The 21,592-nt window shown below is 39.2% G+C and carries 20 protein-coding genes and 2 tRNA genes; 8 read left to right on the top strand and 14 right to left on the bottom strand.

The genetic code is table 11. The features are described 5' to 3' along the window. Positions 1 to 71: 71 nt before the first annotated feature. Both AW165_RS03845 and AW165_RS03850 read left to right on the top strand, forming a co-directional pair. Positions 72 to 147, top strand: a tRNA-Glu gene (locus tag AW165_RS03845). 88 nt (positions 148 to 235) lie between these two features. Beyond that, positions 236 to 311, top strand: a tRNA-Glu gene (locus AW165_RS03850). Positions 312 to 402: 91 nt separating this feature from the next. Here the strand turns inward: AW165_RS03850 and AW165_RS03855 are convergent. Next, positions 403 to 1,350: a hypothetical protein gene (locus tag AW165_RS03855; RefSeq protein WP_002116860.1), complete on the bottom strand. Its 948-nt coding sequence runs from the start codon at positions 1,348 to 1,350 to the stop codon at positions 403 to 405. 273 nt (positions 1,351 to 1,623) lie between these two features. Between AW165_RS03855 and AW165_RS03860 the strand changes: the two genes are divergently transcribed. Next, a complete protein-coding gene (locus tag AW165_RS03860; protein ID WP_002117013.1) occupies positions 1,624 to 1,962 on the top strand; it encodes a hypothetical protein in 339 nt (112 codons plus the stop codon). Positions 1,963 to 1,981: 19 nt separating this feature from the next. Here the strand turns inward: AW165_RS03860 and AW165_RS03865 are convergent, their stop codons facing one another. From AW165_RS03865 to AW165_RS03900, 9 genes are all read right to left on the bottom strand, one after another. Further along, complete coding sequence (locus tag AW165_RS03865) at positions 1,982 to 2,938, bottom strand: cation diffusion facilitator family transporter (protein WP_005067046.1); 957 nt, start codon at positions 2,936 to 2,938, stop codon at positions 1,982 to 1,984. Between the two features lie 132 nt (positions 2,939 to 3,070). Then, a complete protein-coding gene (locus AW165_RS03870; RefSeq protein ID WP_060465004.1) occupies positions 3,071 to 6,229 on the bottom strand; it encodes an efflux RND transporter permease subunit in 3,159 nt (1,052 codons plus the stop codon). After that, complete coding sequence (locus AW165_RS03875; RefSeq protein WP_060465005.1) at positions 6,219 to 7,427, bottom strand: efflux RND transporter periplasmic adaptor subunit; 1,209 nt, start codon at positions 7,425 to 7,427, stop codon at positions 6,219 to 6,221. Before AW165_RS03875 ends, AW165_RS03870 begins: the two co-directional genes overlap by 11 nt. Beyond that, positions 7,427 to 8,836, bottom strand: a complete 1,410-nt coding sequence (locus AW165_RS03880) for a TolC family protein (protein WP_060465006.1) — start codon at positions 8,834 to 8,836, stop codon at positions 7,427 to 7,429. Before AW165_RS03880 ends, AW165_RS03875 begins: the two co-directional genes overlap by 1 nt. Positions 8,837 to 8,893: 57 nt before the next feature. After that, complete coding sequence (locus AW165_RS03885) at positions 8,894 to 9,286, bottom strand: cation efflux protein, CzcI-like (RefSeq protein WP_333725059.1); 393 nt, start codon at positions 9,284 to 9,286, stop codon at positions 8,894 to 8,896. A 199-nt stretch (positions 9,287 to 9,485) separates the two neighbouring features. Beyond that, the gene (locus AW165_RS19015; RefSeq protein WP_005067037.1) at positions 9,486 to 9,659 is read right to left on the bottom strand and encodes a hypothetical protein; all 174 of its coding nucleotides are present in this window, start codon (positions 9,657 to 9,659) and stop codon (positions 9,486 to 9,488) included. 144 nt (positions 9,660 to 9,803) lie between these two features. Then, on the bottom strand, positions 9,804 to 10,421 hold the full coding sequence (locus AW165_RS03890) for a methyltransferase family protein (RefSeq protein ID WP_081410532.1): 618 nt from the start codon (positions 10,419 to 10,421) through the stop codon (positions 9,804 to 9,806). Then, on the bottom strand, positions 10,412 to 10,606 hold the full coding sequence (locus AW165_RS03895) for a hypothetical protein (protein ID WP_060465008.1): 195 nt from the start codon (positions 10,604 to 10,606) through the stop codon (positions 10,412 to 10,414). The genes AW165_RS03890 and AW165_RS03895 overlap by 10 nt, the downstream gene beginning before the upstream one ends. Before the next feature lie 56 nt (positions 10,607 to 10,662). Next, a complete protein-coding gene (locus AW165_RS03900) occupies positions 10,663 to 11,061 on the bottom strand; it encodes a cation efflux protein, CzcI-like (RefSeq protein ID WP_212823824.1) in 399 nt (132 codons plus the stop codon). Between the two features lie 147 nt (positions 11,062 to 11,208). Here AW165_RS03900 and AW165_RS03905 point away from each other — a divergent pair, with 147 nt between their 5' ends. Beyond that, positions 11,209 to 11,901 carry a hypothetical protein gene (locus AW165_RS03905; RefSeq protein ID WP_060465010.1) on the top strand — a complete coding sequence of 231 codons (693 nt, stop codon included), beginning with the start codon at positions 11,209 to 11,211 and terminating at the stop codon, positions 11,899 to 11,901. Between the two features lie 104 nt (positions 11,902 to 12,005). On the opposite strand, the gene AW165_RS03910 is transcribed toward AW165_RS03905, so the two are convergent. Together AW165_RS03910 and ettA are read right to left on the bottom strand one after the other, a co-directional pair. Continuing rightward, positions 12,006 to 12,599 (bottom strand): hypothetical protein, encoded by a 594-nt coding sequence (locus AW165_RS03910; RefSeq protein ID WP_060465011.1) that lies wholly within the window; start codon positions 12,597 to 12,599, stop codon positions 12,006 to 12,008. Positions 12,600 to 12,778: 179 nt separating this feature from the next. Then, positions 12,779 to 14,440: an energy-dependent translational throttle protein EttA gene (gene ettA / locus AW165_RS03915; RefSeq protein WP_005067029.1), complete on the bottom strand. Its 1,662-nt coding sequence runs from the start codon at positions 14,438 to 14,440 to the stop codon at positions 12,779 to 12,781. 295 nt (positions 14,441 to 14,735) lie between these two features. On the opposite strand from ettA, the gene AW165_RS03920 reads away from it, so the two are divergent. After that, positions 14,736 to 16,013, top strand: coding sequence for an O-acetylhomoserine aminocarboxypropyltransferase/cysteine synthase family protein (locus AW165_RS03920; protein WP_060465012.1), 1,278 nt, complete (start codon positions 14,736 to 14,738; stop codon positions 16,011 to 16,013). A 120-nt stretch (positions 16,014 to 16,133) separates the two neighbouring features. On the opposite strand, the gene AW165_RS03925 is transcribed toward AW165_RS03920, so the two are convergent. Beyond that, a complete protein-coding gene (locus tag AW165_RS03925; protein ID WP_060465013.1) occupies positions 16,134 to 17,081 on the bottom strand; it encodes a GlxA family transcriptional regulator in 948 nt (315 codons plus the stop codon). A 271-nt stretch (positions 17,082 to 17,352) separates the two neighbouring features. Between AW165_RS03925 and AW165_RS03930 the strand changes: the two genes are divergently transcribed. The 3 genes from AW165_RS03930 (at position 17,353) to AW165_RS03940 (ending at position 19,276) form a co-directional block, all read left to right on the top strand. Then, a complete protein-coding gene (locus tag AW165_RS03930; RefSeq protein ID WP_046813429.1) occupies positions 17,353 to 17,688 on the top strand; it encodes a DUF3817 domain-containing protein in 336 nt (111 codons plus the stop codon). Then, positions 17,685 to 18,110 carry a CopD family protein gene (locus AW165_RS03935; RefSeq protein WP_017386424.1) on the top strand — a complete coding sequence of 142 codons (426 nt, stop codon included), beginning with the start codon at positions 17,685 to 17,687 and terminating at the stop codon, positions 18,108 to 18,110. Before AW165_RS03930 ends, AW165_RS03935 begins: the two co-directional genes overlap by 4 nt. Before the next feature lie 275 nt (positions 18,111 to 18,385). After that, positions 18,386 to 19,276, top strand: coding sequence for an SDR family NAD(P)-dependent oxidoreductase (locus AW165_RS03940; RefSeq protein ID WP_002116932.1), 891 nt, complete (start codon positions 18,386 to 18,388; stop codon positions 19,274 to 19,276). Positions 19,277 to 19,345: 69 nt separating this feature from the next. Here the strand turns inward: AW165_RS03940 and AW165_RS03945 are convergent, their stop codons facing one another. Then, the gene (locus AW165_RS03945; RefSeq protein WP_060465014.1) at positions 19,346 to 21,532 is read right to left on the bottom strand and encodes a SulP family inorganic anion transporter; all 2,187 of its coding nucleotides are present in this window, start codon (positions 21,530 to 21,532) and stop codon (positions 19,346 to 19,348) included. Positions 21,533 to 21,592 lie beyond the last annotated feature (60 nt).

Consider the following 21,592-nt stretch of genomic DNA (forward strand, 5'->3'; position numbering starts at 1 on the left):
TTTTAATATTTCTTCAGAAAACTATTTGACACTTTTATTAAATCGACCTAATATACGCCCACCTCTGAAACGTCCCTATCGTCTAGAGGCCTAGGACATCGCCCTTTCACGGCGGTAACCGGGGTTCGAATCCCCGTAGGGACGCCACTAAATTCGAGGAAAAGCAAAGATTAATTATCTTTGCCGAGAATTTAGGCAAGCAGTTTACTGCGCGCAGGTAACTAGCCTCATATAAGTCCCTATCGTCTAGAGGCCTAGGACATCGCCCTTTCACGGCGGTAACCGGGGTTCGAATCCCCGTAGGGACGCCAAATTCTAAAAAGCCACTGCATAACGTCAGTGGCTTTTTTCTTGCCTAAAAAAATAAAAAGCCAATCAATGATTAGCTTTTCATATGTTCTATCAACCCGCAATTCCTACTTGTACTTCAAGGCGACCTGACTGCACTCGTAGTCCTCTAATTTCAAACTGATCTACGAGCTGCTGCACAAGCTCGCGACTTTCTCTCAAAATATTCAAGCCTGGTAAAATACTAAAATCAGTCAAACTTAAAAGCTTTTCAACCATCCATGAACGGTTGTTAATAAAGTCAATAAATCCTGCTTGCTCTAGGTCAATAAACCACATGCGATGCCCATCGCGTTGGATTCCGGGAATATCGCCAATCAAGTGATTAATGAGTGATGGAATAGGCAACATATTTACGACTTCGAAACCAACTCGACCAATACGGCGCACAGCCCAATTTGACAAGGTGCCGCCATGTCGAATCTGAACATCAAGACTTTCATCCATTTGTCGCAAGCGTAAGAATTTTTCCTGCCCAATACGACATTCCAATACTTTAAAATCTAAACTCAAACGATACATGAAGCGATGATAATGCCCATCGATCTCGACTTGGAAACTGTCATTGCCGCACTTGATTTTAATATCATCAATTTCTGAGCGATCAATGCGCTTACGAATTTGATTATTTAATAACATTTCGGGTAAGTACAACGTTAAGGTACTTTTGCCCAAAAAAGTTCGCGCCATAATCAACGCGACTTGGCGTGCTGTTTCACTGGTTTCAGACACCATATCTCTTACCGTGCCTGCTGCCAGATTTGTCATTCCGACAACTCCACGTCGTGTATGAGTAGTTACTTGATCGAGCGCGTCCAAAGCAGCATCAGCAACCTCTGCAATATTACGTGTCGTGTCGCTAGCAAACCCAACTGCATCTTGGGCATGTTGCAATGTCTTATGCAGTAATCGACGAGATAATGACGGTTTAGCGGTATCTGGGGTAGCTAAAACCGATGCTGTCGTTGTAGGCTGCGACTTATTGTCATCTTGTTGACCCAAGTCCCTCTCTCCTTTTTATATTTATCCCACATCCTATTCGAGTATTTAAGCTCATTTATTGTGCTAATCACACTTCATTTTTCTGTAGATTAGCATGCTCTACAATATTATTTTAATTTTTATGTGTACGGATAAATCATCTGTTTTTTATATTTCTTTGTTTATTCATAAGTAATTTTTCTGCTAACTCAACGCATTTCATCGATATCTTACAAATTTTTTTCTTTCTGCACATTTCCGTTAGAATAGATTCAAACTAAATGTGGAGTTCCCATGCAATATCGTTGCCCTAAATGTCAAAGTGTTAAAATTATGCCTGTGAGCCAAGGCGTGAACAGCGCAAAACCTGTCGTTCCTAAAAGTCTGGTTATCTTGATTCCTGCAATTTTTGTGCTTTTACTGTTAGTAGTCATTAGCATCTTTATGTGGATTTTTGGCAATGGTGCAGGTAGTTCTCTTCAAATCGCAACAGTAGTTGCATTTGTGGTTACTGTAGGGGCAGGTTTTATGTTCTGGCGTGATTTGCCTGATTTTAAACTGTCTATGCAAGCATTTATGCAGTCACAAAAACACTGGAAATGCCGTGACTGCAATAACGAATGGGAAATTTAAAAAAACTGTTCACATCAGCTTAATGCTGATGTGAATGTGCATTGTCTGCATCATCATGTTTGTGCGAAGCATGCTGAGCAATATGCTGACAATTGATCTCGGCATCGTCCTCAATTTGCAATGTCACTTCACCAATACCATGTTCATGAGAAAGCATTTCAACAGCATCTTGATAGAGCTTGGTACGATCAGCTTCAGGAGCAAATAAGTGCACGGTTAAATGGATATTTTTAGAAGTAATCGCCCACACTTTGAGTTGGTGAATACTCTCAACACCATTTAAAGAAAGTAAATCTGCACGTAGCTTCTCAATATCGACCTCTTCGGGTACACCTTCGAGCAAAATGTTAATACTTTGCTTAAGTAAAACCCATGTTCTTGGCAGCACCCAAAATCCAATCAGTACAGCAATAAGCGTGTCAATCCAGTACCAATTAGTGAAGTAAATAATAATTGCACCAATAATAACGCCTACCGAACCTAGTGCATCACTCAATACTTCTAAATAAGCACCTTTCACATTTAGGCTGTTATTGGCACTCGACATCAGGATTTTCATTGAGATAAGGTTAATTACCAAACCAATAGTCGCTACAACCAGCATACCCACACTTTGAATTTCAGGTGGCTTAGAGAATCGGATATAGGCTTCATATAAAATATAAATTGCCACCACGAACAGCATGAGTGCATTAAATAAAGCAGCCAGAATTTCAAAGCGTTGATAACCAAAAGTACGCTTATTATCAGCGGGACGTTTTGAAATCTGAATTGCGACCAGAGCAATTGCCAAAGCAGCTGCATCTGTAAACATATGCGCAGCGTCAGAGAGCAACGCCAGACTTTGTGTGATTAAACCTGCAATAACCTCAACAATTAAAAATGTCGTAGTAAGCGCCAAGGCAATCGTTAATTTCTTGGCATTACCTTCAGTCACTACAGCATGACTATGGTCATGACCATGTTGTCCACCCATTTTGCGGACTCCTTATTATTTATCTTTATGGTGAGGTAAAAGTAACCATGAATTCATGTTTACCTTTACCTGTTTCAAATACTTTTCTGACTCAAACTTTTTCATCAAAAAAGATATCTCAAATCGATGACATTATGAATGCTCAACTTTATTCGTCTTGCTTTCATTCATCCATCGATAAATGACTGGTAATAAAACCAGCGTTAGTATCGTAGATGAAATAATGCCACCGATTACTACCGTTGCCAAAGGTCGTTGTACCTCTGCACCAGTTCCAGTTGCTAAAGCCATTGGAATAAAACCAAGTGAAGCAACAAATGCCGTCATTAATACAGGGCGTAGTCGCAGTACAGCACCTTTCCAAGTAGCTGCATGAACATCTAGGGTTGCTCTTAGCTCTTTAATGAATGTGAGCATGACCAAACCATTCAATACCGCAACACCTGATAAAGCGATAAACCCGACTCCAGCAGACATAGAAAGCGGAATATCTCTCAGCCACAGAGCGACTAATCCACCGGATAAAGCAAAAGGAACCCCGCTAAATACAAGTAAACTATCTTTAAAGTTACTAAATACTGCCATTAGCAACACAAAGATCATGATGAGTGCCATCGGTACAACGATTTGCATTCTTGCAGTGGCAGAAGCTAGGTTCTCAAATTGCCCTCCATAACCTAACCAATAACCGCTAGGTAGCTTTTGCTGCGCCAGTTTGCTTTGCATCTCTTGTACAAAAGACCCAAGGTCACGATCACGCACATTTGCCGTCACAATCACTCGGCGCTTACCATTTTCACGGCTCACTTGAGCAAGCCCCAGAATATTCTCGACCTTAGCAACGTCTTGTAACTGGATCAGACCGCCGTTTGGTAAGCGAATCGGTAATTGTGCTAGCTGCTGAGGCGTACGCATGTTTTCCTGCAAACGAATCACGAAATCGAAACGTCTATCACCCTGTAAAATTTGCCCTACGCTTTGTCCTCCAATACTTGCAGCGACAATATCCTGAATAGACTTGACTGATAATCCATATTGCGCAGCCAGAGCATGATCAACATCGACATTGAGTAATGGCAAACCATCAGTCTGTTCAACTTTGACTTCACTGGCACCTGGAATGCTACGTAGCTGTTGGGCTATTTTTTCTGCTTCCTGATTGAGGACTTGCATATCATCCCCAAAAACTTTCACCCCGATATCACTACGGACACCTGAAATGAGTTCATTAAAACGTAGTTCGATGGGTTGCGAGAATTCACTGTTATTACCAGGAATCTGATTCACGAATTGCAGCATTCTGGTACGCAATTCATCTATCGTTTCTTTAGGGTTTGGCCATTGATCGTGTGGTTTTAATAGAACAATACCATCGGAAATATTAGGAGGCATGACATCGGTAGCAACCTCGGCTGTTCCTGTTCTTGCAAAAATGGCTTTAATTTCAGGGAAAGCTTTGAGTAACTGCTTTTCTACATTCTCTTGAATCTTAAGTGATTCTTCTATGCCTGTGCTCGGTGCACGCATGAGTTGTAGTGCAAAATCACCCTCACTGAGTTGAGGCGCGAACTCACTCCCCACTCTTGTTGCAATAGCACTTGTTAGAATCAAGATACTGACAGCCGCTGTGACAACAACATATCGAAAGGCATATGCTTTATCGAGTAAGTCTGCATAACCTTTTTTCAGCGTCATCATCCAGCGGCTTTCTTTTTCCTTCACTTCACCCGTAACAAACAGAGCTACTGCTGCCGGAACAAAGGTCACAGATAAAATAATTGCTCCCAATAATGCTAGGACAACGGTCATTGCCATAGGATGAAACATCTTTGCTTCAACGCCTGCTAAAGCAAAAATTGGTAGGTACACGACCATAATGATGATCTGACCAAATATTAATGGTCGGCGTGCCTGTTTAGCCGCTAGAAAGACCTCAGTGAAACGTTCGGAACGTGTTAATAAGCGACCTTTTAAATGCTGCGCTTCAGCTAAACGCCGAATACAGTTTTCAACAATAACAACGGCCCCATCAACAATGATCCCGAAGTCCAAAGCGCCCAGACTCATCAGGTTGGCACTGATTTTTTGTTCCGCCATACCTGTTAAGGTAAAAAGCATTGCCAATGGGATAATACAAGCAGTGATTAAAGCGGCGCGAAAGTTTCCTAAAAAAATAAAAAGGATAACGATGACTAAAATCGCCCCTTCAATCAAATTTTTAGCTACTGTTTTAATCGCTTTATCTACGAGGCTACTACGATCATAGACTGTTTCAATCACAACGCCCTGAGGGAGCGATCTTTGAATTTCCTGAACTTTATCGTCAATCGCCTTAGCAATAGTTTTACTGTTTTCACCCATCATCATCATGGCGATACCTAAAACAGTTTCCTGTCCATTATAGGTAGCACCACCTGTACGCAAATCATGACCAATCGATACTGACGCTACATCGGCAACCCGTATAGGTAAACCGCTTTTCGTGGCGACCGTAACATTCTGAATGTCTTGTATCGATGTCAGCATACCCGGAACACGAACTGTGAGTTGCTGTCCATTCTCTTCAATAAATCCAGCGCCGCGGTTTTCATTGTTATTTTGAAGCGCATCCTGTAAGTCGGTGAGTGGAATTTGCAACTGTTGTAACCGCGTCAGATCTGGAGAGACCACATAGGTTTTGTTATATCCACCAATGCTATTAACCTCGGCTACCCCTTGTACACGTTGTAACTGGGGCCGAATAATCCAGTCTTGAATTTCACGCAGGTCCATCGCGCTATAAGCTGAACCATCTGCTTTTTTAGCATTTGGCTCTGCTTTTACCACCCATTGATAAATCTCGCCGAGTCCAGTCGAAATTGGAGACATTTGCGGATCAATGCTATCTGGTAAAGCACTCTTAGCTTCTTGTAAACGTTGGTTAATCAGCTGTCTTGCCCAGTAAATGTCAGTACCATCTTTAAAGATAATCGTGACCTGAGAAAGACCATATCTGGAAATTGAACGAGTCTGCTCCAGATTTGGAATACCAGACATGGCATTTTCAATCGGATAAGTAATCCTTTGCTCAACTTCCGGCGCAGTAAAGCCATTAGCCTGACTATTGATTTGTACCTGTACATTGGTGATATCAGGCACGGCATCAATTGAAAGTTTTTGGTAGCTATAAATTCCGACACCAATCCAAGCAATGACAAACATCATGACCCAAATGGCGTTGTTAATTGAAAACTGAATAATTCGATCAAACAAACCTTCAGCCTTTGGCAAATCAGGTTTATTAATGTCCATGCTCAGCCTCCCCTTTTTCAAGTTCGGACTTGAGCAAGAAACTACCTTGAGTCACATATTGCTGCTTTTCGGTAATTCCGGATTTAACCTCTACCCATTGTGCATCTGAAGAATAATTGCCTAACTCAACGGCAACAGGAGCAAAATGAATTTTATCTTTCTCCTGTTTTGCAATAAAGACGACATTCTTTCCATCAATCTGTTGTATCGCTGTCTTGTTAACCCGTAATACAGTCGCTGCATTATTTTGTTTCAGTAACACATTGACCATTAAGTTAGGGCGTAATTCTTTTGAAGGTGTCAGTACCTTGGCACGAACCTGTAAACGACCAGTTTGAGTATCTGCTTCTGAAGTTAGGCTTTGTACCTGCGCTTTGAAAATATTGTTCGCTTGCAACGATTTAAATTCAATTTCCTGATTAGGCTGAATATTGGTATTTGCACTTGGTAGCACAAATTCGACCCATAACTGATCTAGGCGATCAATAACAAATAATTGTTTTTCAGTACCAATTTGCTCACCAATGACAATATCTTTATTACTGATTACACCACTTAAAGGTGCAGTTAAAACATATCGGCCTTTACTTGAGCGATTCGCTCCCAAAGCAGATAAACGGCTATTTGCGGCCTGCACCTGAATCTGTGCCTGACGATATGCATTGTAAGCGCGCTGGTAATCTTGACGTGCTGAAACACCCTGTTCCCACAATTGTTTTTCACGTTGATAATCTTGCTGCGCTAATGTCAGTGCTTCTTGTGCCATGCTTAAGTTAGCTTGTTGATCAACCAAATCCGGCACAAATAAAGTCGCAAGTGCCTGACCCTTTTCAACTTGTTGTCCCAGTGCAACATTTACGCTGTCTACTCGTGCAGAAAACGTAGAAGAGACATGTGCTTGCTGGTCTGTATTTACAACAAGTTTGGCAGGATAAGAGAGGCTCTGTTCAACTTCTCCACGTCCTACTTGCTCTAACTTCACTCCATATTCAACCAGTTGCTTAGAAGTGAGGTTTAAACTTCCTTCCTCTTTTTCAGATTCCTCATGACCAGCTTCACCCTCTGCATGCTCTTCTTCACCTTCATCAGTATTAGGCTGCTTTTTTCCAGAGAAAAATAACCAAGCACTTAAAACAAGGCAGACGATCAGCAATAAAAGAGCAATAAGCCATTGGTTTTTCATTTTTTTAACTGACATTACTCTGCCCCTCCAACTGTCGGCAACTTATAGGTGTCTTGCCATAAATTTTGATTAATTTGATTTAATGCATCTCCAGACATCACCATATTTGGATCGATCCCGAGAGCTAAACTTTCTGCCTCAATTGCTTTTTGCCAAGCAGATTTAAGCAGTTGAACTTTTTTCAAGCGTTGTTCTTGTAATTGCAAGGTAGATTGCTGGACATCAGTAATTGCAAATTTACCGACTTTAAAGCCAAGCAACATTTTCTCTTGTACTGTCTCTGATAAAGGGATTTGCTGCTCATTCATTAAATTATATTGCTGCTTTAAACCCGCTAACTCGTACTGTAGAGTACGGATGGAATTCTGGCTTTGCTTTTTATAAAAGCTCTGCTGCTGGTCAATTAAATCGAGTTTGCTTTGAGCAACTTTGAGGGCATATTGCTGGCGATTAAAAATGTTTAAAGGAACTGCTATACCTACTCGAATCTGATTTTCGGTACTGCTCGTTTCTGCGGTTTTACTACGAACCACGCCCATATTTACAGTAGGGGTAGGCCGATTTTTTGCCTTTAAATAATTAATTTCAGAATTTTGTTGTATTGCTTGAAGCCGCAGGGACTGTTCTAACAAATTCTGTTTTAGATATTGATCGATATCACCTTCATTTTTTAAAGGCCACACACTTTTTATATCTGGACGTAACGTGAAGTTATCTTCTGTCTCACCCCATAAGTTAGCCAATTTTCTTTTAGCACTACTCAGTGATAATTCAACTTCCTGATATAAACGCTGATTTTCAACATGCGTCATGAGAGTTCGATCTAAATCAACCTGAGCAATACTGCCTGCCTGAAAGCGTAAGCGGGTAGCATCAAGAAGATTTTTACTCGTTCTTAACTGGGCTTTAGCAACTTCATGTTCAAGCTCTAAAATAGATACTTGTGACCATAAATATTTTACCGCTAGCTTCAGTTGAGCCTCATATAAAACTTGATTTAACTCAACTTGATTTTGCTGAACACTTGCCAGTTTTTTTGCTGCAGAACGTACACCAAAAATATCTAGCTTTTGCGAGATCCCAAGTTCTAATTCCTGATCTTTTCCAGATTTAAAACCCGTTTGCTGTACAGAAACCGTCGGATTTTCCCATAGCTGGCTCTGTTTGATATTGCTCTCGGCGATATCTTGTTGAGTTTGCCAAATTCCTGTTTGAGTCTGAAACTGCTTAACCTGATCGAGCACCTGTTCAAACGTTAAAACATTCTGTACCTGCTGCGATTGAGTATTCTCAGCAAGATTCTGATTTGAACTAGCAGCAGTTGTTACAACGCTAGTTGAAAGCGCAACTGCAACAACTAATGATTTAAGTACACAAGACGTACTCAGACTAACGAAACTTTTTTCGTATAAAAAAATAGACATAAAATAACCCTATGAAATAAATAATATTTCTGGTGGGCTAATTTTCGGCTACCCCACCTATAGCAGGGTTAAAACAGGAGGCGGGTCTTGTTTAGAGATATGAGGGGACTTATAAGAATTGGACCAATAATATTGTTGTTTTGGCTCAGATGACTGTATTAACGGTGAAACAAGTTTTTCTTGTGCTTCTACAATCACAACATGAAAACATGAAGGTAAATGATCATGATGATCGGACAAGTTTAAGGGAGCTTTATGAGTCCCCGCGATATCTGTCTTTTCCGTATGGCTATGCTGTGAAGCTTCATAACTCAACGCTGCATGATGACCAAAATGATGTAATGCCTTTTCCTGATTTTCATGGGCGCAAAATGCCGCTGCCACATTCCATAAACTTTGGAATATAAGCAAACAGAATAAGACGGACATGAAAAGTGCAGAACGTGGCAACAGCACACCATTAAACTAAGAAGTTGAACAAAGCCACTATAGCAGGCAGTGGGCATGTAATAAAATTACATCTAATAAGTAGCAGTATAGAAGCGATTCTAATCTCGCTTGAGTAAAGATAAGAATAAATCATTAAGAATCTCTATCTTTACTCATAGGAAACTAATTATTAAGTAATTAGTTTCCTACAAAATAAAAATTATTTACGCTTACAAGTTAAATGAGGGTTCTTACTTTCTTCAGCTTTAGCTTTTGTTTCTTGCTGAGACTTAATATTCTTTTCGAGAAATATTAACCCTCCATCAGCATGAGCCAAACTTGTTGAAAGAAGTAAAACCATCAAAACCGATTTTGTATTTAGTTTAATAGACATAATAATCACCAGATCTAAATATTCCGAATTTATTTAAGGACTTAACCCAGAAATAGAATTAATTTTTCGCATGCCTGAGTTAATCAATTTAGGACAAATCTTCTGAGTCACTAAGAAGCATGCGGATATACTTTCATTTCATTTTTAGAACCAACTAAACAATGAAGGGAGGACACCGTGTAGACGCAACTCATCAAAAAGTTGGACTAAGGCCGCAACCCAGATAAACCACACCACCTGCGTCAAAAAAATACGGAAATGCTTCGGCGAAACCTGATAGAACTCAGGCTCTTTAAAATTTTTGAAACTTGGTAAAAAGCGTGGAATTGTCTTTATATAATCTGAATATGCAGTTCCATATTTTTCACTTAGAAATGCTTCTTCTTGGCGTATAACAAAATGGTAGTAACAGAGAAAATAAAGCGTGAATACTATTGGAAAGATAAACGTCTCTGTAATCAACATGATCCCGACTCCACCCAGATAACTAAACAGATAGAGTGGATTTCTACATAAAGAATAGGGACCGTCTGTCACCAACTTGGCATTCTTAAATCCGGAAATGTAAAGACTGCACCATATTCTTCCCATTACTCCGCTGCCCACAAAAAACCATCCAAAGAACCATAAAATATGTTCCACGAATGCCGCTTGAAAATGCCATTTACTAAAACTTAAAGCAAGAATAATAGCTAAAACAAGCCCAATCACGCGGGAGCTCACAGTCCTAACACGGGGGGTAAATAAAATATTCATTTCCATAAACCTCCATCACTGTAAATCATCAGAGATAAGATAACCGATTCATTAAAATGATATTTTTGTGTTCCGGAAAAATTTGACAGAACCTTATATCCCGCCTTGTCATTAACATAAAGACGTGAATGTTTAAGCGAGTAATCTACATAGAAGATTGCTGCGCTTTGTTTGCACATATAATTAAGCATAAAATAACCCTTTGAAATAAATAAATTTCTGGTGGGTTATTTTTCGGCTACCCCACCTATAGCAGGGTTAAGACAGGAGGGGGATTTAAAGAGCCAAGATACGGGGACTGATAAGAATTAGACCAGTAATAGATTTGTGAAAGCTCATGTACACGCACAAAAGGTTCTTGAGCTTGTTGTGCATTTTCAGTCATCACTACATGAAAACATGAAGGTAAATGATCGTGATGATCTTGCCAGCTTAATGGAGCATTCTCAGAATTTTCTACAATACCAACATGTTCAGTCTGCCTATGGTCTGAAGATTGATATACATTTAAATCTGCATGATGACCGAAATGTTGTAATGCCTTTTCCTGATTTTTATGCACGCAAAATGCCGCTGCCACATTCCATAAGCTTTGGAATATAAGCAAACTAAACAAGACGGACATAAAAACTGTAGAACGTGGCAACGGTACACCATGACAGTAAATTGCACAAAGTCACTATAGCAAGCGATAGCAATGTAATAAAATTACAAAATGATTTTTGGTTAATTTATCGCTGTTTTAAAAAAGTTTTTTCTTTAGAAAAATTAATTTCCTGTTTGAGTTCCCACAATGTATAAACTATTTTCTACCCTACTTGTTGTCGTCTGTTTAAATTTGAGTGCTTGTGCCACGACATTACTTTCAGAAGCCTTACCTAACGAAACCACAAGAACCGAGAAAATCATTTTAGCAAAAGATCAAATCATTGCTTTAGGACAAGCTGTTCAAAACCAGCAAGAACAAGGGATCATCTTTGTAGGCAAAGACTATAGTTATTTAATGACCGAGGGAAGCGCTGAGCTATCAAAACTTCTTCATGCAATCCCAGCTGATCAGCGAAGTCTGACCAATCCGTCCCCACTGGTACTGACCATGGATGACCCAAATCATTTTCATGGTGTTTTACAAATACGCTATAACACGCGTATGGTTGATTTAAATGACTCGCAAAAAGACTTATTAAAATCTCTCGGCTTTAGACAAAATTTCAATACCATTTACAATCAGCAAACGGCACCTTACCCCTATATCAATATTTTCTTTAAAGGCCAGCTTTATCAATCACAGGAAGCTAAAAAGATCCAGAAAACCTTAGCGCAACCCTATCCGATTATCCTACAACAGGAAAATAAAATTACCAAAAAACATCCTTTGAAAAAGGCGACCCGTATGGTGCTCTATCCATTTGCCATGACCTTCGACGTGATTACGGTCGTTCCGTCACTGATGTGGGCTGATTTACGAGGCGAATTTAATAATTAATATTTCCAAATCCTTAAATAAAAAACCAGCCCTTAGGCTGGTTTTTAAATAAAAATCAACTAGCAATATATTATTCCAAATAACTTATTTATCTAACCTAGGATTTATTGCTGTTTTTGCAGATCAGAAGAGAAACGAATTACAACATCATCTACAACTTTATTAAATGCTTGATTGATCGACATTGGCTGCACATTCTCAATAGGCGCTTTTTTATTTCCAACGGTTGTTAAAATCATATGTGGGTAACGTTGAGAAGTTTCTTTACCTTGAGCATCAACATAATTAAATTTAAACTCATATTTATCAGCAATCGCATTACCAACAGCCCCAAAAGTCAAACCAGTTAAAACTCCTTTACCTGCAGCTTCACCCAAATCGGCCACATTATTCGCAGTTAAATGTAATTGTGCCTGCTTCTCGCCATTCGACTGAGTTGTTGGAGAAAATACGCCCGTTGCTCTTAAACTACGCTCAACTGCAGATTGTAGTTCTTTACCTGCTTTTGGAATAACCTCTCCATTCCTCTGAAACTCAGTAGTTAAAACCACTGGAATAGGTTGAGCTGGTCTTTTAATTTCCGAATAAGTGACAGACTTATAAGCAGGATCAACATACGATTTTACTGAAAGACATCCAGTAAGTTGTGTAGCTACAGCTACCCCTAAAGCAATAGTATAAAGTTTAATTTTTTTCATGATTTTCCAAAGAGGTATATTTACCTTTTAATAAATTGAGGCATAATATTAATCTTAATAAATTAAAAATATAAGTATAAATTCAATCACTTTAGAGATTTTTAATTTCTCATTTCTTAATATTTTTGAATAGGAAATAAAAAACCAGCCTTTAGGCTGGTTTTTTAAATTAACAGAGATTATCCGCTAATTTTTTTGTATTTAGTACGTTTTTGAACAGCGTCTTCACCTAAACGTGACTGACGGTATGCTTCATATTCTGCATAGTTACCTGTGTAGAATTCTGGCTGTTCATTTTCAAATGACAAGATGTGTGTCGCGATACGGTCAAGGAACCAACGGTCATGCGATACCACCATTACTGTACCTGGGAACACAAGAATTGCATCCTCAAGCGCACGTAAAGTTTCAATATCCAAGTCGTTTGATGGCTCATCCAGTAAGATAACGTTTGCACCTTGCTGTAAAATTTTCGCAAGTTGTAAACGGTTACGCTCACCACCAGACAATTCGCCTACGCGTTTTTGCTGGTCTTGGCCTTTAAAGTTAAAGCGGCCAATATAAGCACGTGAAGCAATTTCATAATCGCCCACTTTCAAAATATCTAAACCACCAGACACTTCTTCCCAAACAGTTTTGTTATTGTCTAGAGTGTCACGAATCTGACCCACGTAAGCCACTTTAACTGACTCACCTAAAGTCACAGTACCTGTATCAGGTTGCTGTTCGCCAGTCATCATACGGAATAAAGTCGTTTTACCCGCACCATTTGGACCAACGATACCTACAATTGCTGTTGGAGGTACAGTAAACGATAAGTTTTCGTACAATACGCGGCCGTCAAATGATTTGCTGATACCTTCCACTTCCACAACTTTATTACCCAAACGAGGGCCAGGTGGAATGTAGATTTCAGACGTTTCATTACGTTGCTGGAATTCTTTAGAGTTAAGCTCTTCAAAACGTTCCATACGCGCTTTGTTTTTCTTTTGCTGACCTTTCGCATTTGAACGAACCCATTCAAGTTCTTTTTTCAATGCTTTAGCAAAAGATTCTTCTTGTTTCTGCTCTTGTTCTAAACGAGCATTTTTTTGCTCTAACCAAGAAGAGTAGTTACCTTGGTAAGGAATACCATGTCCGCGGTCAAGCTCCAAGATCCACTCGGCAACGTTATCCAAGAAATAACGGTCATGCGTAATCGCAACGATTGTGCCAGGGAAATCTTTCAAGAAGCGCTCTAACCAAGAAACAGATTCTGCATCCAAATGGTTCGTCGGTTCGTCAAGAAGCAACATGTCTGGCTTTGAAAGCAATAAACGGCAAAGTGCTACACGACGGCGTTCACCACCTGAAAGCTTAGTTACGTCTGCATCCCAAGCTGGAAGGTTCAAGGCATCTGCCGCGATTTCAAGCTGGTTATTTAAGTTATGTGCATCCCAAGCATGGATAATTGATTCTAATTTTTCCTGCTCTTTTGCAAGTGCATCAAAATCTGCATCCGGATCTGCATATTCTGCAAAAACCTGATCAAGGCGCTCTAATGCATCTAAAGCTTCACGCACGCCATCTTCAACGTTACCACGAACGTCTTTAGTCGGATCAAGAGGTGGTTCTTGCTCTAAATAGCCGATTTTAATTCCAGGTTGTGCACGAGCTTCACCAGAGAAATCTTTATCTACGCCAGCCATAATACGAAGCAAGGTAGATTTACCTGCACCGTTCAAACCGAGCACACCAATTTTGGCACCCGGGAAAAATGATAAAGAGATGTCTTTCAAGATTTCGCGCTTTGGCGGAACCATCTTAGACACTCGGTTCATCGTATAAATATATTGGGCCACGCAGGACTCCTCAATTGAAAAACCAATACATCGCATAAGCGATAAATAATCGCGCGTATTATACGCTGAAAACCCCAACAACTTGAAGTTATGATTTCCATCGTACGGATTTATCAAACAATTTTCTTTTTCAATAAGTTGCAAAATGTTTATGGATAAGATTTATACAGCTTTTCAGCGTATATTTTTCTATCTTTATTCCTAAAATTAGAAAACAAACCAGAATTTCTGCAATTTTGTACATAAATTTTAGGCTAGACTCGCTCAATATTTAACTCACGAAGATGAAGTAATCATGACTTATAAAGATGAAACCTTAGCAATTCACGCTGGCTATTCACCCGAAGCGACAACAAAAGCGGTTGCGGTCCCTATTTATCAAACAACTTCGTATGCATTTGATAATACACAACACGGCGCCGACCTTTTCGATTTAAAAGTTCAGGGCAATATTTATACCCGCATTATGAACCCGACCACTGCTGTGCTTGAGCATCGCCTTGCTGCACTCGAAGGAGGAATTGGTGCTTTAGCCTTGGCTTCTGGAATGGCAGCGATTACCTATGCTGTCCAAACGATTACAGAAGCGGGAGACAACATTGCCTCCGTCTCAACTTTATATGGCGGAACTTATAATTTATTTGCCCACACCTTACCAAAACAAGGTATTGAAGTTCGCTTTTTTGATTATCAACAGCCTGAAAGCTTACGTAACTTAATTGATGATAAGACTAAACTTGTTTTTGTTGAATCAATTGGGAATCCACTCGGAAATATTATCGATTTAGAAGCAATTTCAAAAATTGCACATGAATATGGCGTACCTGTCATCGTCGATAATACGGTTGCCACCCCTGCCTTATTAAAACCATTTCAATATGGTGCCGATATCGTCATCCATTCGCTTACTAAATATATTGGTGGTCATGGCAATAGTATTGGTGGTGCAGTTATCGATAGCGGTAAATTTCCTTGGGGTAAATATCCAGAGCGTTTTAAAGTTTTGAACACGCCAGACCCAAGTTATCATGGTGTTAATTATGTTGAGGCATTAGGCGAGGCTGCCTATATAGCACGAGCTCGCGTTGTACCATTGCGTAATACAGGTGCTGCAATTAGCCCGCTCAGTGTCTTCTTGATTTTACAAGGCCTCGAAACTCTAAATCTCCGCATGGAGCGTCATACTGAAAATGCGCAAAAAATTGCGGAATATTTACAGACTCATCCGAAAGTAAAATGGGTGAATTACGCAGGTTTAAAAGATCATCCGCAGCACCAGCTTGCTCAAAAATATGTAAAAGGTAAACCTTCTGCAATTTTATCTTTTGGTGTTCAAGATGGCCGTGAAGGAGGTACTCGTTTCATCGATGCACTTCAGCTATTTACTCGTCTTGTGAATATTGGTGATGCGAAAAGTTTGGCTTGCCACCCTGCAACTACGACTCACCGTCAGCTCAATGAACAAGAGCTTAAATCTGCTGGTGTAAGTGAAGATATGGTTCGTCTTTCCATTGGAATTGAGCATATTGATGACTTAATTGCCGATTTAGAACAAGCACTTTCATCTGTATAACTTTTAAACTATTTATCAAGCCTCTGGAAATAGAGGCTTTTTTTATGGCTATATTAAATTCAATTTAAATCTATATTCACTTGAAACAGCTAATTGATCTATTCATACAAAATAGTTAATTTAAGATGAAAGATAAGAAATAAATCTAGCCCGATAGGTGCTAGGACTAACACCTACACTATTTTTAAATCGAGTTCGAAAAGTGACAGGAGAATTAAAACCACAGCATAAGGCAATTTCTTCAATCGACTGTGAAGAAGTTTCAAGTAATTCCTGAGCTCGTTGTATGCGCATGGTGAGCAACCACTGTAATGGTGTAGTTCCAATCTGTTCACGGAAACGTCGGGCAAATGTTCTTGGGCTCATATTTGCTTTACAAGCAAGTAATTTAATATCAATCTCGTCATCCAGATGAGTGTTCATCCACTCCAATAGCGTCGCTAAGCTATCACGTGTCTCTGGTATTTCATATTGGATAAACTGCGCTTGTCCTCCATCACGATTTAATGGAGCGACAGCAAGCTTTGCAGCCTGAGCAGCCACACTTTGTCCATAATCCCGACGCACAAGATGTAAACACATATCCAGTCCAGATGAAGCCCCAGCTGAAGTTATAAGACGCTCTTCATCAACGAACAATACTTTGGGATCGACCTTAATCTTGGGATATCGAGTAGCCAGCTCCTCTGCAAGCATCCAATGGGTAGTGGCCCGATATCCATCAAGAAGGCCCGTTTCTGCTAAAACAAACGCTCCCGAACAAATTGAAGCAATTCTTGCTCCTTTTTGCCACGCTTTAAGAATTGCAGTTTTTACTTTTGGATTAAGGGGCTGTTTAGGATCTTTAATACCAGGAATAATAATGGTGTCTGCATCAATAATATGATCAAGCCCCAAATGTGCCTGAAGCGTAAACGCTCCTGTATTTACATACTCAGCTTCGCCACAAACTTTTACACAATAGCCCATTTCACCATTTAATAACCGTACAAAACCAAAGACTTCGCATGGAATACCCAAATCAAATGGAATGAAATCATGTAAAGCTAAAATGGCTACCGTATGCATTGGTGAGAGCTCAATTAAAAACTTTTCCTATTTTGGCAGAAATCAAATTGGCAGTAAATGAACGGTTATTGTCATTTCTGCCACTTATAATAAAAGTCTAATACCTGACAGAATGATTTAGAAAAGTTTTTTATGTCAAAACCAAGAATGGAATCACTATTCTTTCAGTTCAGCTTGTCTATTTTCAAAATATAGAATGAATAGCTATCTAACCCCATTCTTATTAATGACAAATTAAATCTTCAAATGGGCTAAATATGGATCAATAAATATGGTTAATCCAAAAGCACTCAATATTAATCAATTTCAAAAATTGAAATTTTTTTCATTATTAGAGACAGTTTCTCTGCTGTTATTGGTTGTTGTTGCAGTGCCTTTAAAATATTTCAATGGATGGGATACAGGTGTTCATTTTATGGGGCCTATCCACGGACTTACATTTTTTACTTATATATGGTTCGCGGTACAAATGTTAGCAGAGAGCAAATGGACACCATTAGAACTATTAAGATTAGTGGTAGTTACCCTTATTCCGTTCGGCGTTTACTTTAATCTATCATTTATAAAAAATAAAATGACTAATTTAGACGAAGCTCAATCATCATGATCGAGCTTTTTACGACATTAAACCCATGGCTTAAAGCTATACATATAGTATCAATGACCATTTTTATAAGTGGCGTTCTTGCTGCTTCGTTTTCATTTAAAATAGATCTGGATATTACTGAAAATATCCATATTCCTGTTTGGGCTCAGCGTGAGTATCGATGGGATCAAATTATGACGACCCCAGCGCTCTTTATTACTTTTGCCTCGGGTTTAATCATAGCAATTCATGGTCAATGGTTCAGCTCTAAGTGGCTACCTGCAAAAATTGTATTCGTACTTATTTTGGCAGGTATTCATGGATTCCAAGCTAAGCTTTTACGGCAGATTGCAAATGGTATAAATGTAAGAAAAAAACAAGCAACTTTGATTATCCTCATCTGTACTATTTCAATCATCGTTCTTGCCATTATTAAGCCATAACATTACTGTTCATTCTTTAAGCAGCAAAAATCTATTAAACAATTATCATATTATTCAGAAGATTAGAGTAAATAAAATAATATCTCAATCTACATTTTAGAGTTTTTACTCTAAATAAATTGTTAAATTTCATATATTTACAGGCTAGACAATTTTTAAACATCTATTAAGATAAAGACAATATTTATGAGTTCATCTGGATGAATCTACGGTTGTAAAAAATAAAAATTACATACCGGAATAAATAGTCCCTGCCCCTACTTAGGTAAAATGCTGTGAATAAAAAATTAGAAGCTCTGTTCCAGGAAAAGGTACAAGATAAAGTCATTTTAGTGACAGGCGCCTCGAGTGGAATCGGATTAACGATTTCAAACAAACTTGCTGATGCTGGTGCCCATGTTTTACTGGTTGCCCGTACTCAAGAAACTTTGGAAGAAGTAAAAGCAGATATCGAAAAACGTGGTGGTAAGGCATCAATTTTCCCATGTGATCTCAACGATATGGAAATGATTGACCAAGTTTCTAAAGAAATTTTAGCAACTGTGGATCACATTGATATTTTAATTAATAACGCAGGTCGCTCTATTCGCCGTGCTGTACATGAGTCTTATGATCGTTTTCATGACTTTGAACGCACGATGCAATTAAATTATTTTGGCGCGGTTCGCCTAGTTCTCAATATCTTGCCGCATATGATTCAGCGTAAAGATGGACAAATCATTAACATTAGCTCGATTGGTGTTTTAGCAAACGCTACTCGCTTCTCTGCATATGTCGCGTCTAAAGCAGCGCTTGATGCATTTAGCCGCTGTCTATCTGCCGAAGTTCATGCACACAAAATTGCAATTACTTCAATTTATATGCCATTGGTTCGTACCCCAATGATTGCACCAACTAAAATTTATAAATATGTTCCAACCCTTTCACCTGAGCAGGCTGCTGACTTAATTGCTTATGCAATTGTGAAACGCCCGAAACGTATGGCAACCAACTTAGGTCGCTTAGCTTCAATGACTTATTCTGTAGCACCAGGCATCAATAATATGTTTATGTCGATTGGTTTCCGTTTATTCCCAAGTTCAGATGCAGCGAAGGGACAAAAAACTGAGAAATTAAACTGGGCACAAAAAGCTTATGCACGTATTTTCCCTGGTGAACACTGGTAATTTTGAGTTAATCGCATAACAAATAAAAAAGCGCCTTAACTAAGGCGCTTTTTTTAACTAAAGGACTGATCAATCAAGAAACTGAACGTGCCCTGTTTTTACATCGTAAATTGCACCCACAACTACGATCTCACCTCGATCAACCATATCTTTAAGCACGCTGCTATTATTAATAATGTACTGGATGTTGTAATGAACATTCATTGCTGTGACTTGACTAATAAAAGCATTACCTAATTCACGTGGCTGCATAATGTCATATACGCTATCAACCGAATGCATTAATGGTCCAAGTACATATTGAATATGTGGCATTTCCTTCACATCAGACACTTGCTTTTGCTCTAAACGCAATTGACATGCACTCGTCACCGCACCGCAATCGGTATGTCCTAAAACAACGATGACTTTAGAACCTTTAGCCTGACAAGCAAACTCAAGTGAACCCAATACTTTTTGTCCAGCAATATTACCTGCAATTCGTAAGCTAAACAGATCACCAATACCTACATCAAAAATCATTTCGGTGGGTGCACGTGAGTCCATACACCCAAGAACGGCTGCGATCGGATGTTGGCCTTCATCTGCAGTCACACGAATTTGTCGATAAATATCTCGTTGAAGACGTTCATTTTTTACAAAACGTTCGTTCCCCTCTTTAAGTAGGTTAACGACCTGTTGTGGACTCAACTTTTGTTGCAAATCATGTGTACTAATATCAATATCAAGTACCGCATCATCAACATCTTGATAGTGCTGCTTAAACCCGACCAGTTTAAGATTTACTTGGCGTTTAATAGCCGTTTCACTTTGATAATCTTGAATAACTTGATAGATATCAGGATCGATCGAATCACATTGAGTTGCATCAATAATGAGTTGTTGATGTTTATGTACGTGTTCCAATGCCGAAATAAGCGCAGAACGATTAAGAAAGGTGACTTGTGATGGGAGTTCAATACGTGTGACTACGCCATGCAAACGCTTCTCTCTATAAACACGAATACCTTTATTAAAATTGCCATAGAGAATAAAAGCACTACTGGTAAACAGGCCAATTAAAATTCCCATTAAAAGATCGGTCAGCAAAATTGCAACTAAGGTAATAATAAAAGGTAAAAACTGTTTCCAACCTTTTTGATAAAGCTGTTTAAATAGTTTTGGATGAGTAAGCTTAAAGCCTGTGACAATAAGGATCGCGGCCAATGCAGACAAAGGAATCATGTTCATTAATGGCACAAAGAACAAAACCGCCAACAGCAACAATACCCCATGAATAATGGTAGAGCATTTACTACGCGCGCCTGTATTTGCATTCACCGAACTACGTACAATCACTGAGGTGACGGGCATTCCACCAATTAAGCCCGAAACGATATTCCCTGTGCCTTGTGCCCAGAGTTCGCGATTAGGAGGAGAAGAACGTTTTTGAGGATCAATTTTATCTGCAGCTTCCAGATTCAATAAGGTTTCTAAAGAAGCCACAACAGCCAGTGTAATTGCCCCTGTGTAAATCATAGGCTCAGCTAAGTAGCTAAAATCAGGGAAAATTAATACTTTTTCGGGTGCTTGTAATATATTTGGCAATTGAATGAGATTATCAATTTGTACTGCCCATGCAGACCCCATACTCACTAAAATAAAATTTAAAACTGCTGCGAGCACAACTGCGATTAAGGCAGAAGGTAAAGCTAGTTTTTTAAGCGGACTGCTATCCCACGCTAAAATTAAAAATAAACTGAGTAAGCCAATAAGTGCCGCTCCTCCATCAAAACGTTGAAAGAATGCATCTGGTGTTGAAGTCCAAACCTCTTTCCATGAAAAATCAGAAAGTCCAAACAGATAAGGCAATTGCGTGGCAATCAGGATGACACCAATAGCGGCTAATAACCCTAAAATGACATTATTTGGAATAAAGTTCGCAAAAAAACCTAACTTAAATAATCCAAATAGAATTTGTAGAACACCGGCAAAAATAATACATAATAAAAAGGCGGCATAATTGCCGCCTAATTGTTCTAACTGTACAAGGATGACAGCAGTCAGCCCTGCCGCTGGGCCTGCAACGCTAATGTGAGAACCACTCAGTAAACCCACAATAATGCCGCCCACAATACCTGCAATAATACCAGAGATGATGGGAGCACCTGAGGCTAAAGCAATACCCAAACACAGCGGTAATGCCACGAGGAATACGACAACTCCGGACAAGAGGTCTTTTAAATGAAATCTATTTTTCAGGTTTAAAACCGACATAAAACAACCATTTATAATATAAAGAAATAAGCAAAGTTGTACTATTACAGCCTGAAAGTG

The sequence above is a fragment of the Acinetobacter sp. LMB-5 genome (genome assembly GCF_001541635.1).
Lineage (GTDB): Bacteria > Pseudomonadota > Gammaproteobacteria > Pseudomonadales > Moraxellaceae > Acinetobacter > Acinetobacter pittii.

Bases quoted from the DNA above. Each gene is read 5' to 3' on its own strand.
- AW165_RS03860 (WP_002117013.1), top strand. From the start codon at position 1,624: ATGCAATATCGTTGCCCTAAATGTCAAAGTGTTAAAATTATGCCTGTG.
- AW165_RS03865 (WP_005067046.1), bottom strand. From the start codon at position 2,938: ATGGGTGGACAACATGGTCATGACCATAGTCATGCTGTAGTGACTGAA.
- AW165_RS03870 (WP_060465004.1), bottom strand. From the start codon at position 6,229: ATGGACATTAATAAACCTGATTTGCCAAAGGCTGAAGGTTTGTTTGAT.
- AW165_RS03875 (WP_060465005.1), bottom strand. From the start codon at position 7,427: ATGTCAGTTAAAAAAATGAAAAACCAATGGCTTATTGCTCTTTTATTG.
- AW165_RS03880 (WP_060465006.1), bottom strand. From the start codon at position 8,836: ATGTCTATTTTTTTATACGAAAAAAGTTTCGTTAGTCTGAGTACGTCT.
- AW165_RS19015 (WP_005067037.1), bottom strand. From the start codon at position 9,659: ATGTCTATTAAACTAAATACAAAATCGGTTTTGATGGTTTTACTTCTT.
- AW165_RS03890 (WP_081410532.1), bottom strand. From the start codon at position 10,421: ATGGAAATGAATATTTTATTTACCCCCCGTGTTAGGACTGTGAGCTCC.
- AW165_RS03895 (WP_060465008.1), bottom strand. From the start codon at position 10,606: ATGCTTAATTATATGTGCAAACAAAGCGCAGCAATCTTCTATGTAGAT.
- AW165_RS03905 (WP_060465010.1), top strand. From the start codon at position 11,209: ATGTATAAACTATTTTCTACCCTACTTGTTGTCGTCTGTTTAAATTTG.
- AW165_RS03910 (WP_060465011.1), bottom strand. From the start codon at position 12,599: ATGAAAAAAATTAAACTTTATACTATTGCTTTAGGGGTAGCTGTAGCT.
- AW165_RS03920 (WP_060465012.1), top strand. From the start codon at position 14,736: ATGACTTATAAAGATGAAACCTTAGCAATTCACGCTGGCTATTCACCC.
- AW165_RS03925 (WP_060465013.1), bottom strand. From the start codon at position 17,081: ATGCATACGGTAGCCATTTTAGCTTTACATGATTTCATTCCATTTGAT.
- AW165_RS03930 (WP_046813429.1), top strand. From the start codon at position 17,353: ATGGTTAATCCAAAAGCACTCAATATTAATCAATTTCAAAAATTGAAA.
- AW165_RS03935 (WP_017386424.1), top strand. From the start codon at position 17,685: ATGATCGAGCTTTTTACGACATTAAACCCATGGCTTAAAGCTATACAT.
- AW165_RS03945 (WP_060465014.1), bottom strand. From the start codon at position 21,532: ATGTCGGTTTTAAACCTGAAAAATAGATTTCATTTAAAAGACCTCTTG.